At 63.7% G+C, this 15364-nt stretch carries 8 protein-coding genes; 3 read left to right on the plus strand and 5 right to left on the minus strand.

Annotation, left to right across the window (positions count from 1 at the left end; translation table 11 throughout):
* Positions 1–9: 9 nt before the first annotated feature.
* The 3 genes from D1Y84_RS05190 to D1Y84_RS05200 are packed head-to-tail and all read right to left on the minus strand — an operon-like array spanning position 10 to position 4497.
* The gene (locus D1Y84_RS05190) at positions 10–1551 is read right to left on the minus strand and encodes an ATP-binding protein (RefSeq protein WP_158615331.1); all 1542 of its coding nucleotides are present in this window, start codon (positions 1549–1551) and stop codon (positions 10–12) included.
* 7 nt (positions 1552–1558) lie between these two features.
* Positions 1559–2020, minus strand: a complete 462-nt coding sequence (locus tag D1Y84_RS05195) for a response regulator (protein ID WP_199726362.1) — start codon at positions 2018–2020, stop codon at positions 1559–1561.
* On the minus strand, positions 2017–4497 hold the full coding sequence (locus tag D1Y84_RS05200) for an ATP-binding protein (RefSeq protein WP_158615332.1): 2481 nt from the start codon (positions 4495–4497) through the stop codon (positions 2017–2019). Before D1Y84_RS05200 ends, D1Y84_RS05195 begins: the two co-directional genes overlap by 4 nt.
* 644 nt (positions 4498–5141) lie before the next feature.
* Between D1Y84_RS05200 and D1Y84_RS05205 the strand changes: the two genes are divergently transcribed.
* Together D1Y84_RS05205 and D1Y84_RS05210 are read left to right on the plus strand one after the other, a co-directional pair.
* Positions 5142–7556: a ribonucleoside-diphosphate reductase subunit alpha gene (locus D1Y84_RS05205; RefSeq protein WP_233581153.1), complete on the plus strand. Its 2415-nt coding sequence runs from the start codon at positions 5142–5144 to the stop codon at positions 7554–7556.
* A gap of 268 nt (positions 7557–7824) precedes the next feature.
* Complete coding sequence (locus D1Y84_RS05210) at positions 7825–8850, plus strand: ribonucleotide-diphosphate reductase subunit beta (protein WP_124847574.1); 1026 nt, start codon at positions 7825–7827, stop codon at positions 8848–8850.
* A 163-nt stretch (positions 8851–9013) separates the two neighbouring features.
* Here the strand turns inward: D1Y84_RS05210 and D1Y84_RS05215 are convergent, their stop codons facing one another.
* Complete coding sequence (locus tag D1Y84_RS05215) at positions 9014–13114, minus strand: alpha-amylase family glycosyl hydrolase (protein WP_124847575.1); 4101 nt, start codon at positions 13112–13114, stop codon at positions 9014–9016.
* A gap of 153 nt (positions 13115–13267) precedes the next feature.
* Here D1Y84_RS05215 and D1Y84_RS05220 point away from each other — a divergent pair, with 153 nt between their 5' ends.
* Positions 13268–13912, plus strand: a complete 645-nt coding sequence (locus D1Y84_RS05220; protein ID WP_233581154.1) for a flavin reductase family protein — start codon at positions 13268–13270, stop codon at positions 13910–13912.
* A gap of 114 nt (positions 13913–14026) precedes the next feature.
* On the opposite strand, the gene D1Y84_RS05225 is transcribed toward D1Y84_RS05220, so the two are convergent.
* A complete protein-coding gene (locus tag D1Y84_RS05225; protein WP_158615333.1) occupies positions 14027–15244 on the minus strand; it encodes an acyltransferase in 1218 nt (405 codons plus the stop codon).
* Positions 15245–15364: the final 120 nt, after the last annotated feature.

Below are 15364 nucleotides of genomic sequence, written 5' to 3' on the forward strand. Positions count from 1 at the left end.
CCGGGACGGTCAGGCGGGCTTTGTGTGGATAGGCTGGGCTGCCTGTTGTTCGGTCTGGTGGGCGAGCTCCGAGGGAGCTTCCAGCGGGAGAATGATGGTGGCGGTGGTGCGGGAGTTCGCGTCGTCGCCGGTGGTGGCGAGCTCGAGGGTGCCGCCATGCTTTTCCACGATGCCGCGTGAGACCCAGAGGCCGAGCCCGGTGCCATGAACGCCCTTGGTGGAGAAGAACGGCTGGAACAGGCGCAGGGACTGCTCGGCGGTGATGCCGGAGCCGTTGTCGTGCACCTCGATCTTGACCGTGGGATGGTCGCCGGAGCCTGCGCTTGACTCAACACCGATGATGCCGTGCTGCCCGACGGCGTCGATGGCATTGCCGATGAGGTTGATCAGCACTTGGCGGATCTCGCCCTTGATGGCCTGGAAGGTGATGCCGGGCTCGACCGAAAGTGAAAAATTGATGTTCTTGCCGCGCATGCGGGTGGCGAAGAGCCGGTGGACCTCATCGAGGATTTCGCCGGCGTTGATGGAGACCGGCATGGACGGGTCGCGGTAGAACTGCAGGGTCTGCTTGGTGATCGAGGAAATGCGCTCGAGCTCGTTGTCGGTCATGTCGAGGAACGCGAGCGCGCGTGGGTTTGCGGAGGACTCGAGGCGCACCAGGAAGAGCAGGTTGGTGAGCGACTCGAGGGGGTTGTTGATTTCGTGCGCGATCGCGGCTGCCATGCGGCCCGTAACGGAAAGCTTCTCGGCAGTGCGCAGGGCTTCTTCGTTGAGCTTGCGATCCTGGATGTCGGTAGCGGTGCCGAGCCAGTTGGGCTCGGCGTCCGGGCCGGCTTCGGGTTCGGGTGCCATGGGGCTGACCCGCAGAAGATGCCAGCGATACGAGCGATCGGAGCGGCGCAGCAGACGAGCTTCAAGCGAGAAGGGTGCCTCGTCACGCAGGGCAGCCTGCCAGGCGGTGGCGAAGTCCGCGTAGTCGGCTGGGTGGAAAAGATCCGGGCTGGTCCAGTCGTGCAGGTCGTCGATGACATTGTCTTTCCAGACCTGGTTGCTGTAGAGCAGGGTGCCGTCGCGGCGGGACACCCAGATCATCTGCGGGACGGCATCGATGACGTGGCGGAATCGCGACTCGCTTTCGCGAAAGCGGGCCTCGGCCTGCATGCGGGTGTGGTGCTCCTGCTGCTCCTTGAGAGCGCGCATGACGGCCGGCACAAGGCGCTCGAGGCGGTGCTTGAGCACGTAGTCGGTAGCGCCGCGCTGCAGGGTGTCGATGGCGACCTCTTCGCCGACGCGGCCGGAGATGAAGATGAACGGCGTGTGGGGCAGCTTGGCGCGCGCCAGGGCCAGTGCCGCAGTGCCGTCAAAATCTGGCAGCGAATAATCCGCAAGGATCAAATCGTAAGGCTGCGCCATGAGCGACTCTTCGAACTCGCGACGATCGCGCGTCAGCGTGAACTCGAGCGGTAGTTCAGCCTTGCGCAGGCGAGCGGTGACGAGTTCGGCGTCGAGCTTGGAATCCTCAAGCATGAGGATGTGAAAAGACTTCTTCATGGGGCCATCAACCATTCCGCAGAACCCGTGCGCTGCCCGGTGGGGGTTCGTTCAAAACAGCCCAGAAAACCCCTAGATCCTGAATCGCGCGGACAAAGTCAGAGAAGTTGACGGGCTTGACGACGTAGGCATTGACACCGAGTTTGTAGCCGGTGACGACATCGCACTCTTCACGCGACGAGGTCAGCAGCACGATCGGGGTGCGACTGGTCTCGGGGTTTTCCCGCACAAGCTTGAGCAGTTCCAGCCCGTCGATCTTGGGCAGTTTGAGATCGAGCAGCACCACGGCCGGGTTGCCGACTGGGCGGTCCGCGTGCTCGTTGCGGCGGAACAGGTAATCGGCGGCCTCGGCGCCGTCGCGCGCGATCACTACTTCATTCGCCAGGTGGCTTCGTTCCAGCGCGTTCATGGTCAGCTGCAGATCGTTCGGATTGTCTTCCACGACCAAAATTGGTTTCAGCACACTCATGCTTCCTCCGGTAGAGGCGCCAGTGGGAGGGTGAAGTAAAAGGTGGCTCCCTTGTCTACTTCACTTTCTGCCCAGACGCGTCCGCCATGTCTCCCGATAATGCGACGCACATTGGCCAGGCCGATGCCGGTTCCTTCAAAGTCTTCGAAGCGGTGGAGACGCTGGAAGACCCCGAAAAGTTTGCCGGCATACTGCTGATCAAAGCCCACACCATTATCGGTGATCGAGAAGGTTGCTTCTGCCTTGTCTGTGCTGTCAGGAGTTCCCTTGGTAAACCGTTCGGGAACGCACTCCATGCGAATCACCGATTCGGCACAGCGACCGGTGTATTTAATGGCATTGGAGAACAGGTTGCGCAGCACCTGGCGCAGCAACTGGTTATCGCCGAGTACAGAAGGCATGGGGCTGCGGGAGAAGCGGAGCGTGCGGCCGCGGCCTTCGTCAAAGGCGATGGCGGTCCACTCGTGGTCGACCAGCTCTTCCATGTCGATGGGCGTGACGGTGAGCTGGGCGCGTGCGAAGCGGGAAAACTCCAGCAGGCTGTCGACGAGCTGCCCGGCAAATTTCGCGGAATCCATGATGGTGGCGAGGTACTGCGCGGAGCGTTCACCAAGCCTGCCCTGCTCTTCTTCGCGCAGCATCTCGGAGAAGCCGGAGATGTGGCGGAACGGCGCGCGAAGATCGTGGGAGACCGAATAGGAGAAGGCTTCGAGCTCCTCGTTGGCAACCTGGAGACCGGAGGCGAGCGCGGCCATCTCCTCGGCGCGACGGAGCACGATTTCGATGACGCCGGAGCGAAACTCGGCGGCTGTCTGCTGTTCGGCGCGTGTCCACGGGGCGGACTGGGCGCGCACAATCTGCAGCCAGCTTTCGAAAGAGTGGCGCGGGTGCACGATGTTGGCGGGCAGTTCGTTGGCGGAGGATGCGGCGATTTGCGTTGTGGACTCGACGCCTTCCCTGTTGTTGCTGCTGCCGCCGGGTGCGGGTTCGGCGGGTTTCTTGGGGTCGCCGGCCCAGCGCACGGACTGCACCAGCTCCTGCCGGAACCAGAACAGGCGGGTGTTGTGGATCTTGGAGAGCGAGATCGCGAGCAGACCGCTGCCAGTGCTGGCGAACGCAGCGGCGGCCGGGTAATGGAGGCTGAGAGTGCTGGTGGCGAAGACGTCGTCGCCGGCTGTTTCATGGCCCGGCTCAGGCGCCAAGGCAGGTTCGCGAGCATCGTGACTTTGTGCCTGCAGCCACTCGGCGAGCGCCTGCACCTGCTCCTGGTCCGGAGTAATGCCTACCAGGAAGACCTTGTCGGCGACGATGATCGCGGCACCGTCGGCACCGACGAGGTCGAGCAGCGGCTGCGGCGTCCTGGTAAGGGCCTCCATGTAGTGCTCCTGTCCGGCCATTGCAGCCAGCAGGACGGCCTGGAGGTCTTTTGCGTGGAGCGCCTGTTGCAGTTGATGGCTGTTGCCCTGGGACTCAATCTGCGAAGCAACGATCTGCATGATGAAGTCGCAGGCCGAACGGAGGCGCAGGGGCACGTAGCGCGCCTCGTGATGATGGCAGGAGACCAGTCCCCAGAGTGCGCCGTCGATGATGATGGAAACCGACATGGAGCAGATGGTGCCCATGTTGCGCATGTACTGGCGGTGGATGGGCGAGACGCTGCGCAAGACCGAGGACGACAGATCGATTTCGGAGGCGGCCTCGACCGAACCCTGCGCCGTGGACAGCAGCGGCGATGGCTCGTAATCCACGTTGGGGATGATGCGCACGCGGTTAGCGAGGTACATGCGTCGCGCCTGCACCGGCACATCGGAGGCCGGGAAGCGCAGCCCGAGGTAGGAGGCGAAGCGTTCGTGGACGCGCTCCTCGGCAAGCACCAGGCCGTGACCCTGTTCATCGAAGCGGTATAGCACCACGCGGTCGCAGCCGGTGAGCTCGCGGATCTCGGCCACGGCGGCGGCGCAGATCTGCTGGATGCTGGTGAGGGTGCGAATGGAGGCAACAAAGTTGTAGAGGCGGTTGTTGAGACGCTCGACGTCAACGCTCGCCTGAATGTGCTCAAACTCGAGGATGGTGAGGGCGCTCTTGCCAGGCGTCCGGTGGGCTACCACCTCGAACTCCCTGGTCGGTGCGGCACCGCTGAGAGTGATAGAACGCAGCATGCGGGCAGCGGCCGTGAGTGGCTCGCTGTGCAGCTCATCGAGCAGGCGGCTCCCGGCGGTGATGCCGACCAAGTCTGGAAGGGTGCGGCCGAATATGCCGGAGAGCGGCTGCTGGAGGAAGTCGGCGGCGTTGCGGCTGCACACGGTGACGTGATCGGACGGGTCAAGACCGAGCAGGAAGCCATGCGGCTGAATGCTGCCCGGGATGTGGATGGGTTCGCGGTCGCAGGAGGTGAGATCAAGCTCAGGCGAAGGGGAAAGCCGCCCAGAAACCGGAGCCGGTGTGGCTGTTGCTAGCTCGGGTTTGGCTTCGAGCATGGTGGCGTTTCTCTCCTGCGCACGGATCTGAGCCGGTGCGGTGCGCTCGGGAGAAAGGAGTGTGCGGCATACGGCGGCGCCCATGGCCGCAATATGCTGGCTCGCTCTCTCAGGAACTCTGATGCCCGGAAAGATGCGGGCGTTAGCCTGCCTTGGTATGCGGCGCAAAGTTGTTGGTAGTGTCCGAAGCAATCTTGACGAATTTTGGAAGCCAAGGTAAGTGTCCGCAGGACGACCTGCCAGCGGGCCCGAGGACGTGTTCGTTGCTGGTGGAGCGCGGCGCGAGTAGCAGCAAATGCCTGTGTCTCTGCACCGGCGGCTGCAATGACGCGGCAGGTGGCCCGGAAGAATGTGGATGACATGCCCAGGTTAGGCGAATAAAATACGAAGATAGCGCAAGGTGACCTAGGTACCGTTGTGACCCGGTTTTGGTATGTTTCCGAAGTTTTTCCACAGCAGGTAGGGCTCACCCGATCGTGGGACACAAGATATAGTGGTGATACTCAAGAGGCACACAAGTCTCGTACTGGATGAAACGTACGGGTTTGCTGGCCCGGGTAGCTGTTTCGCCTTCGCACTGCAACCACAACCGCAACCGTTCGCGCAGGCTTTGGTGGCCTCGCTGACAGAATCGAGTGAACTCCTTGGCCGACTTGCAAACAACGCTTGCTGATGTGATCCCTGACTTTCCCGTGGCCGAAGCACCTCCACAGATGGCCGTGCGCAAGCGCAACGGCGGGCTGGAGCCGGTGGACGTGAACAAGATTGTGCGCGCGGTGCAGCGCTCGTCGCACGGGCTGTCGCACATCGACCCGATGCGGGTGGCCTCGAAGACCATCGGTGGCCTGTTCAACGGGGCGACCACGCGCGAGCTGGACTCGATCTCGATCCAGACCTCGGCGGCGCTGATTGCGGAAGAGCCGGAGTACTCGAAGCTGGCGGCGCGGCTGTTGCACGCGACGATCCTGAAGGAAGTGGCGGGGCAGAACATCTACTCGTTCTCGCAGTCGATTGAGCTTGGCTACGAGCAGGGACTGATTGGCGAAGCGGCGGTGGAGTTTGTGCGCAACAACGCGCGCAAGCTCAACAACGCGATCGAGGATGACTTCTCGGACCGGTTCGAATATTTCGGACTGCGCACGGTGTACGACCGCTACCTGCTGCGCCACCCGATCACGCGCAAGGTGATCGAAACGCCGCAGTACTTCTTCCTGCGCGTGGCGTGCGGGCTGGCGCTGACGGTCACCGAGGCGGTTCCCTTTTACAAGCTGCTGGCCGCGCATGACTACATGCCGTCGTCGCCGACCCTGTTCAACTCGGGCACGAAGCATCCGCAGATGTCGAGCTGCTACCTGATCGACTCGCCGCTGGACTCGCTGGACGCGATTTACGACACGTACAAGCAGGTGGCGCTGCTGTCGAAGTTCTCGGGCGGCATCGGCTTGGCGTTCCACCGGGTGCGGTCGGAGGGTTCGCTGATCCGCGCGACCAACGGCCTTTCGAACGGCATTGTGCCGTGGCTGCGCACGCTCGACGCCTCGGTTGCAGCGGTGAACCAGGGCGGCAAGCGCAAGGGTGCGGCCTGCGTATACCTGGAACCGTGGCACGCGGACATCGAGTCGTTCCTGGAGCTGCGTGACAACACGGGCGACTACTCGCGCCGGACCTACAACCTGAACACGGCGAACTGGATCCCTGACCTGTTTATGCGCCGCGCGGATGCGAACGAGAACTGGTCGCTGTTCGACCCCAAGGTGGTGCCGCACCTTACCGACCTGTTCGGGCCGGAGTTTGACGCGGCGTACGAAGCCGCGGAGCGCGAAGGGCTGGCCTTCCGCACGGTCAAGGCGCGTGACCTGTACGCGCGCATGATGCGCACGCTGGCCGAAACCGGCAATGGCTGGATGACGTTCAAAGATACGACCAACCTGCGCTGCAACCAGACGGGCAAGCCGGGCAACGTGGTGCACCTGTCGAACCTGTGCACCGAGATCACGGAAGTGACCTCGAACGAGCAGACCGCGGTGTGCAACCTGGGATCGGTCAACTTGTCGCGCCATGTCACCAACGGGCAGTTCGACTTTGCGAAGCTGGCGAACACGGTGCGGCTGGCGGTGCCGATGCTGGATCGCGTGATCGATATCAACTACTACCCAGTGCCGCAGGCTTCGGGCTCGAACGCACAGTGGCGCCCGGTTGGCCTCGGCGTGATGGGTCTGCAGGATGTCTTCTTCCAGCTGGGGCTGGCGTTTGACTCGGAGGAAGCACGGGAGCTTTCGACGCGCATTCAGGAAGAGATTTACTACCACGCGCTGGTGGCGAGCTGTGACCTGGCCGAGAAGAACGGCGCGCACCCGACGTTTGCGGATACGCGCGCGGCCAAGGGCGAGCTGCAGTACGACCTTTGGAACGTGCAGCCGAAGGACGTGGCGCGCTGGTCGGTGTTGAAGGAGCGGATCAAGAAGCACGGGCTGCGCAATTCCCTGCTGATTGCGATTGCACCGACGGCGACAATTGCTTCGATCGTGGGCTGCTACGAGTGCATCGAGCCGCAGATTTCCAACCTGTTCAAGCGGGAAACGCTGTCGGGCGAGTTCCTGCAGATCAACCGCTACCTGGTGGATGAGCTGAAGGAGCGCGGGATCTGGAACGAGGACATTCGCGCGCGCATCAAGATGGCCGAAGGCAGCGTGCAGGGCCTGACCGAGCTGCCGGACGATGTGCGGCTGCGGTATCGCACGGTGTGGGAGCTGCCGATGCGCGCGATTATCGACATGGGCGCGGCGCGTGGTGCGTGGATCGACCAGTCGCAGTCGCTGAACCTGTTTGCCGAGTCGCCGAATATCGGCAAGCTGTCGTCGATGTACATGTATGCGTGGAAGGCCGGCGTGAAGACGACGTACTACCTGCGCTCGCGGCCGGCCACACGGATCGCGAAGACCACAGTCGGACAGGCGGCGCAGGGGAATGTGGTGCCGGCTGCTTCGAGTGCGAGTGTGGCGATCAACGCGGTGGCCTGCTCGCTGGATAACCCGGAAAGCTGTGAGGCTTGCCAGTAGCCACCACCTGCGTAGGCTAAAGCGCCCGCGGGATGGGCGGTGGTGCTGAGTGGTGTGGTGCCCACGTCTCACAAGCGAGACGTGGGCACCTGCTGGGCCTGCCGGGAGAGTGAGAACCGCAGATCCTTCGCTTCGCTCAGGATGACTTGGTTTTTGAGTTTAGGGCTACGTGCCACGAAGTGGCCGCCAGCCGCAATAGCGCTATGCGCCAGCAGGCGGTTGTAAGTTTTGAAGATCTGCCATGGATTTGTAACAAGGAGAGTTGCTTATGTCGTCATCCGTAGATGTACCTGATTCCATTCTTGACCCGGGGATGTGTTTGACCCTGCGTCCGATGAAGTACCCCACCTTCTTTGAAATGTTCAAGGACGGCATCAAGAACACGTGGACCGTGGAAGAGATCGATTTCTCGACCGACCTGGTGGACCTGAAGCAGCGCCTGACGCCGGCTGAGGTCCACGTGATCCAGCGGCTGGTGGCGTTCTTTGCGACGGGTGACTCCATCGTTTCGAACAACCTGGTGCTGAACCTGTACAAGCACATCAACTCGCCGGAAGCGCGGCTGTACCTGTCGCGCCAGCTGTACGAGGAAGCCGTGCACGTGCAGTTTTACCTGACGCTGCTCGACAACTACATTCCGGAACCCGCGGAGCGCAATGCAGCGTTTGCGGCGGTCGACAACATTCCTTCGATTTCGCGCAAGGCGGATTTCTGCACGAAGTGGATGGACTCGATTGAAAAGCTGGACACGCTGGAGACCGAGGAGCACCGCCGGCAGTTCCTGCTGAACCTGATCTGCTTCGCGGGCTGCATCGAAGGACTGTTCTTCTTCGCGGCGTTTGCTTATGTGTACTTCTTCCGTTCGCGCGGCATGCTGCATGGGCTGGCTGCGGGCACAAACTGGGTGTTCCGCGACGAGAGCGCGCACCTGGAGTTTGCATTCGAAGTAGTCAACACCGTGCGCGAACAGCACCCGGGCATGTTTGACGAGCGCATGCAGCAGCAGGTGACGCAGATGATGCGCGAAGCGGTGGATGCCGAACTGCAGTTCTCGGAGGATCTGCTCGAGGGCGGCGTGGCCGGGCTCTCGACACGCGACATGCGTGAGTATCTGCAGTATGTTGCGGATCAGCGCCTAGAGCGTTTGGGCATGCAGAAGGTCTTCGGATCGCGCAACCCATTCGACTTTATGGACCTGCAGGATGTGCAGGAACTGACCAACTTCTTCGAGCGTCGCGTGTCGGCGTACCAGGTCGCGGTCGAGGGCGAGGTCGCGTTTCACGAAGAGTTCTAAAGATGCTGGGCAACAGAAAGGGGCGGAGCCGAGAGGCTTCGCCCTTTTTGTTTTGGAACGGCTAGAGCGAACCGCCTGCGCGCTGGCGGCCACTTCGTGGCGAGTGTGCATTGTTCGTGACGGGAGGGTTGTGGCCCTCCCGTTGGTCGGGGCGTTCTGCGCGTCAGGACTTCCTGGGTTTCTTGGGGCTGCTCTTCTTTGGGGAGGAGGGTGCTGGTTTCGGCTTGGGCGCGGTACCGTCCGCCTGGAGCGCATCGAGTTTCGCGGCGATGGCTGGCTCGGGTGCGCCGTGCACAAGGGGATTGTCGCGGACGGAGGACTGCGCGGGAACCGCAGAGTCGAGCGGGATGGGCACGGCTTCGGCCCGGTGTTGCTGGACCGAGGAGGCGAGAATGGCATCGACGCGGGCTGCGGGCTCCGCGATGTGGTCGCCGGTTGCGCCTGCTGCCGGCGCGTCAGTGAGGGCGTTGGCGGGTGGCGCCGTGTCGGGCTCTGTGGGTGGGACCGCAATGGGCTCGCCGTGTGCGGCCGGGCCGGCGAGGTGCAGCTGATAGCCGCCCTCGGCTGCGCCGTCGGAGGCGCGGGCGAGTTCGGTGGCGATGGCTTCGAGTTCTTTCGGATCGAGCACGGGCTGGGCTGCGAGCTGCAGGAGATCCGGCAGGGCGCGCCACCAGAGGATCTCGGTGAAGGCTTCCTTGTTGAAGTAGGTGGTGCCTTCGTGGAGGTTGACGCCGGTGAGCCAGCGGGTGTCGCCGTCGGCCCAGGCGGTGACGGGCAGGCCGTACTGGGTGTGGGCGGCCGCGGCGGCGACTGCTTCGGAGTGCCTGCCGGAGGGTTCCGGCTCGGAGGGCTGGATACCCGCATCAAGCGCGATACGCACGCGAGCGGCGGCGCGCCAGGTGTCCTCGCCGGTGAACTCGACGGCAGCGAAGCAGTCGGCGAGCACGGTGCGCAGGGCGAACTGGTCGAAGGCGGTAAGCGCGGGGGTTGCGGGAGCCGCGAGGTCGAGCGACTCGCCAAGCGTGGCGAGCAGCGTGTAGGCGAGCACGGGCGACCAGACCCAGCCGGCATTGGAGACGGGGTGGCTGGAAGGCAGCAGAGTGCGGGCTTCCCGCGGCCAGGGGGTGGCAAAACCGGCTTCGACCAGGGGCATGCGGAGGAGCGATTGCACGCGCTCGCGGAGGCGGGTCTGGGTGAGGGCGGACTCGTTGCAGGCTTCTGCTTCGGCCAGGGTTTGGGTGTCAGATCGGGGAGCTGAGTCAGCAGGCTGGGGGCCTGCGGGTTTTTGTGGTTCCCACGTCTCAGGGGCGAGACGCGGGGCACCCACTTCTGTCGAGGTGCTGGCGGTTGACGAGGTGGAAGCGCCTAGGGCAGTGCCAGCGTCTGCTTCGTCGGAGGGTGGGGGTTGGATGCGCTTGAAATATTCGGCGCGGGCGAGTTCGACAAAGGTTCCGGCGCGCTCGATCCAGGTTTCCAGCAGCTCGGAATGGGGCAGCAATGCGGGATCGTCGCTCACGGTCGCGGGGGTGGCGGCGGCGAGGGTGGCGAGTTCGCGCACGAGGCGCGGTTCCAAGGCAGCGCGCAGGGCGGAGTGGAGGTGTTCGAGTTCCAGGGCGAGCAGGGACTTCTCGAGGTCCTCGACGCCGCGACCGTGCAGCACGTCGCAGAGACGGTGCCAGTCGTGGGTGGCGTCGGAGCGCAGTTCGCGCCAGTCGAGCAGGGTCATGTACTGATAACCACGAAGGTCGACACGGAGGCCGCGCTCGGCGATCTCGGTGGAGCGGCGAAGGTGGGAAAGGCCGGTAGCGGAATCGCGCCAGGCGAAGATTACGCCGCCTTCAACCGCAAGGCCGAGGGCGTCGGTGAGCGAGCGCTGACGGAGCTGGCCGGCTCCCTTGTCCATGTAGGCGGCGGACTGGTGCAGTGTGCCGTGTGCGCCGGAGTAGCTGTTGTTGTAGACGATCAGGGCGCGTGCGCCGTCGCGCTGGTTGGAGAAGGCAAAGACGTTCTCTTCCACGCCGCCGTGATCGTTCCACAGGTCATAGAGCAGGAAGTTGCTGCTCTCGGCGAAAAGCTGACGGTTGTGGAGCAGCGGGGCGATCTCGCGGTTGTGGCGCTCGACCAGGGCGTCGTTGTTCCACTCTTCAAAGAGCGGGCGGTAGTACTCCATGCCGTACTTCTCGGTGAAGCCTTCAACCTGGCCGTGGCCAAACATGGGCAGACCGGGCAGCGTCGCCATGAGGGTGGCAACGCCGAAGAACTTGTCGCCGGAGCCGAACTGGTCGATGGCGGTGCGCTCATCGGGATTGGACATGAAGTTGACGTAGCGCTTCATGATGTCGGGATCGAACTCGAGGGTATTCTTGAGGACCTTGCGGTAGTTCGCGTTGTCCTCGTCACGCAGCATGACCATGAAGGCGGAGTTGTAGACGCGGTGCATGCCCAGGGTGCGGACAAAGTAACCTTCCATGAGCCAGAAGGCCTCGGCGAGCAGCAGGGTGCCGGGGACTTCCCTGGCGACGCTATCGACGACTTCGCGCCAGAACTCTTCGGGGATGGCGCGGTCGAACTCCTCGGTGGTCATGGAGGACTCGGCGCGCGAAGGGATGGAGCCGGTGGCGCCGGGCGCCGGGAACCAAAGGCGCTGGATGTGCCTTTTGGCGAGCGTCATGGCGGCGTCGAACCGGATGATCGGGAACTGCCGCGCGACCTGGAGGATGGTCTGGATGACCTGCTCCCGGACCTGTGCGCTGAGGTAGTTGAGCTGCGCGGTGTCGTTCCAGGGGAACGAGGTGCCGTCATTGCCGTGGTAAACGTACTGGGTGTCGCCAGACCACTTGTCGCGGCGGCGGAACACCACGGCGGCGTCGGTCTGCTGGTAGTAGTGGTCTTCGATCTTGATCTCGACGCGGTCGTCGCCGGAGAGATCGGGCCCGTTAAAGGAGTAGGCCGGGTAAGGCGAGTCGTGGCGCGACAGGAACCACTCGGGATGATCGACGACCCAGGTGGAGTCGATGCCCATGTGGTTGGGCACCATGTCGGAGGCGAGACGGATGCCGAAGCGGGCGCAGCGGTCGCGCAGGTCACGGTAGGCATGATCGCCGCCAAGGTTTTCAGCGATGCTGTAATCGTAGAGCGAATACGCGGAGGCGACCGCGTCGGCATTGCCGCAGAGGCGCTTGATGGTCTGCGAGGCGCGCGAGCGCTCCCAGACGCCGATGAGCCAGAGGGCGTTCATGCCGCGGGCGGCGAGGGACTGCAGCTCTTCGTCGGGGATCTGGTCGAGAGTGCGGACTTCGCGGCCATAGAAACGCGAGAGCTGGTGCAGCCAGACGTAGGTGCTCTTGGCGATCATGACGGTACGCGGCATCCACTCCAGATCTGGAGAAAAATGCTCGTACTCTTCGGGTGTAGTGGTAAAGGTGGGCACCTCGCCGTGCGCCTCGTTGAGGCCGCCGAAGCGGGAGCGGCGGGCCAGGGTTTCGGCGCTGGGCGGGTTGAACTGCAGCCAGAGGGCGACCTCTTCTTCCTTGAGCACGTCGCCGGCGAGCAGGAGGCGGCGAAGAATGGGCTCCAGCGCGAAACCCCAGCGGGCACGCAGGCGTGCAAGCTGGTCAGACAGGGTGCCTTCGCCGCTCATGACGGGCAGCAAAAGGCTGAAGAGGTTGCCGCCGCCCTCGCCGAACTCGGCCTGAGTAGCAAAGAACGCGGGGAGACCCGCGGTCACGACGGGGTAGACGGTGGTCGCTGCAAGCGGGGTGTCGTCGAATAGCTCGCGGAAAGGGGCGAAGGCCGGGTTCCGGTTTTCGAACCAGAGCAGCATCATTTCTTCAAACGCGGCTTCACGGTGCGGCAGGCCGTCGGTGGTGCCGGCGAGCCACTGCTGCGGCGTGAGTTCGCCCGAGAAGACGTCAACGCCGGGGAACTGCGTGACGAAGGCGAGCAGCAGACGCTCCAGCTCTTCGGCCCCGACCTGCTCGGCGAAATGCTCGAGTGCGAGGGTGAGCACGGCCGGGTTGACGGTGCGGCGGTAGTGTTCAAACACCGCGTGCGCTGCTTCGTCGATGAGGCCCATGGCAAACAGGGCGGCAGGCTGCACCTGCTGTGCGGGGTCGTTCTCCGTGCCGCGCACCTGGTTCATGCGGTGCGCGAGGGCGCGGCTGGCGGCGGGATTGGCGAAAACGGCGTTTCCGTCGAAGGAGAACAGGACTTCCGTGACGCCGTAGCGGTCACGGGCAGCGCGCGAGATGTGGAATTCGAACATGTGCAGCGATTTTCTCCTCTGCTGTGGCCGAGCGCCGGAGCGCAGAACGGGGACAACGGGTGTGCGTGGGGCAGCAATGGGTCTAAAGGGTCTTCACAGAAGGTAGATGCACGGGCGGCCCGCGATGCATCCACTTGCATGGTGGAACGGTAAATGGATGGTACAGAGGAATCGATGCAGAGTTTTGACCCGCAACAATTGAGCCCGAAGGATAACTACAAATTACTGGCCGGGGCGGTGGTGCCGCGGCCGATCGCGTGGGTCTCGACGGTGGACGAAGCCGGCGTGTACAACCTGGCGCCTTACTCCTTTTTCACGGTGGCAAGTGCGAACCCGCCGATTGTGTGTTTTTGCCCCTCGGTGCGCGAGGCGAAGGATGGGCTGCTCGCGAGCAAAGATACCCTGCGCAATATCGTGGCGACGGGTGAATTCGTCGTGAATATTGTTTCGGAAGCCTCAGTCGAGGCGATGAACGAGACGGCGGCGCAGGTAGAGCCGGGCGTGGACGAGTTCGCGCTGGCAGGGCTTGCGGTGGAGCCGGGCGAGGTGGTGCGGGCGCCGCGGGTTGCCGGGGCGCGGGTGCAGATGGAGTGCCGGCTCAGGGAGATCGTGGTGGCGAGCGCGCTGCCGGGGGGTGGATCGATCGTGCTGGGAGAAGTGGTGCGCTTCCACGTGAGTGAGCAAGTGCTGGAAGGCGAACTGCATATTGCGCCGGAGAAGCTGGAAGCCGTAGGGCGCATGGCGGGCGGGACGTATGTTCGAACTACAGACCGGTTTGAGTTGGAGCGACCCAAGTAGTTGGGCGCAGGGGTTTGTGGGTGCAGGCCTGGGTGGTACCCACACTTCGAGGCCAGATGTGGGACACCCGGTCTCGTGGTTTGCCCGGTTCCTGAAGGATCTGCGGGGCCTGGCTTAGGTGGGGCGGGAGCGGACGAAGGTGAAGCGGCTTTTGAGGCGCAGGAACGGCGTCTCGAAGTAGTGGTAGGAGAGAGACGCAAGGGCCAGGGCAAGCACAGCCGTGACGCCGTAGGTGACCGCGAGCTGCAGGCCGGGACCGGTGTGGAGCTTTGCCTTGACGGCGGCGGCCACGACCGAGAGCACGGTGTAGTGAAAGATGTAGAGCCCGAAGGAGACCTTGCCCAGGTAGATGAAGGGCCGGGCGGCCCGCGGCATGGTCGCACCCAGGAAGGCCAGGCAGAGCAGCAAGCAGCCGGCGTCGAGCGCGAGGTAGCCGGCAAGGGTCAGGGCCGGCGTGGACGGCATGAAGTCGTTGATGAAGTGGCAGGGTGTGCCGGAGACGAAGAAAGCGGCGGCGCCGGTGGCGAACAGCGCAAAGCGGACTGGCGTGGTGAAGTGCACGGGCCGGTGGTGCAGGATTAGGGCCAGCGCGGAGCCGAGCGCGAAGAACTGAAACTGGTTGAAGCTGTTGCACCAGAGCGCGGGGCTGCGGGTGAGATGCGCGGCGGGCAGGTGGTAGTCCAGAAACCACGCGACGGGCAGCAGCACGGCGACGGCGGCGACGAGTCCGCGGCGTCCCCACCAAACAAAGAGCAGAGGCCATAGCAGGTAGAACTGCTCCTGCACGGGCGTGCTCCACAGGGGCGTAAGCATGGGATTGTGGAACCAGCCGTGGTGGAGGATCGCCCAGTTGCCGGAGAGAAGCAAAAAAGGCGCGAGGCAGGCGCCGATTGGGTCGAATGAATGGACCAGGTGCGGGAGCAGAAATGCGCCGGCGAGTGCGAGAAAGTAGAGCGGCCAGATGCGCAGGATGCGGCGCAGGTAGAAGGCCTTGATGTGCACGGTGCCGGTGGCATCGCTTTCGCGCAGCAGCAACTCGGTGATCAGGAACGACGTGAGGATAAAAAAGAGCGGCACGCCACCGGAGACGCCTTCCTGCACGGCGGACAGCGCGGTCCACGCGGCGGGGCTGTGCGGAAATGGCAGCACGTGCGAGGAGAAGACAAGAAAGAACGCGAGGCAGCGAAGCACGTCGAGTTCCGGACGATAGTAGCGCCGGGGGCGCGGGACGAGCGTGGGCGCCGGCGGGGCGTGGCGTGGCGCGGGTTGTGGAGCTTCCAACGGAACCGCAGCAGAAGCAGCAGGGGCAGGGGCAATCAGGGTGGAAGCCAAGCGTCTCTCTCGTGTGCTGTCGTTGCGACTGATGCGTCGCTCGCGTGAGTATACGAACGAGTGCGCGCGTCCGAGAGACAAATACAAGCCGGCCCGGTTGTTTTGTGTCTATTGCCCGCG

Source organism: Acidipila sp. EB88 (assembly GCF_003858395.1).
In the GTDB taxonomy this organism is placed as follows: domain Bacteria; phylum Acidobacteriota; class Terriglobia; order Terriglobales; family Acidobacteriaceae; genus EB88.

Bases quoted from the DNA above. Each gene is read 5' to 3' on its own strand.
- D1Y84_RS05220 (WP_233581154.1), top strand. From the start codon at position 13,268: ATGGATGGTACAGAGGAATCGATGCAGAGTTTTGACCCGCAACAATTG.
- D1Y84_RS05210 (WP_124847574.1), top strand. From the start codon at position 7,825: ATGTCGTCATCCGTAGATGTACCTGATTCCATTCTTGACCCGGGGATG.
- D1Y84_RS05195 (WP_199726362.1), bottom strand. From the start codon at position 2,020: ATGAGTGTGCTGAAACCAATTTTGGTCGTGGAAGACAATCCGAACGAT.
- D1Y84_RS05190 (WP_158615331.1), bottom strand. From the start codon at position 1,551: ATGAAGAAGTCTTTTCACATCCTCATGCTTGAGGATTCCAAGCTCGAC.
- D1Y84_RS05200 (WP_158615332.1), bottom strand. From the start codon at position 4,497: ATGCTCGAAGCCAAACCCGAGCTAGCAACAGCCACACCGGCTCCGGTT.
- D1Y84_RS05215 (WP_124847575.1), bottom strand. From the start codon at position 13,114: ATGTTCGAATTCCACATCTCGCGCGCTGCCCGTGACCGCTACGGCGTC.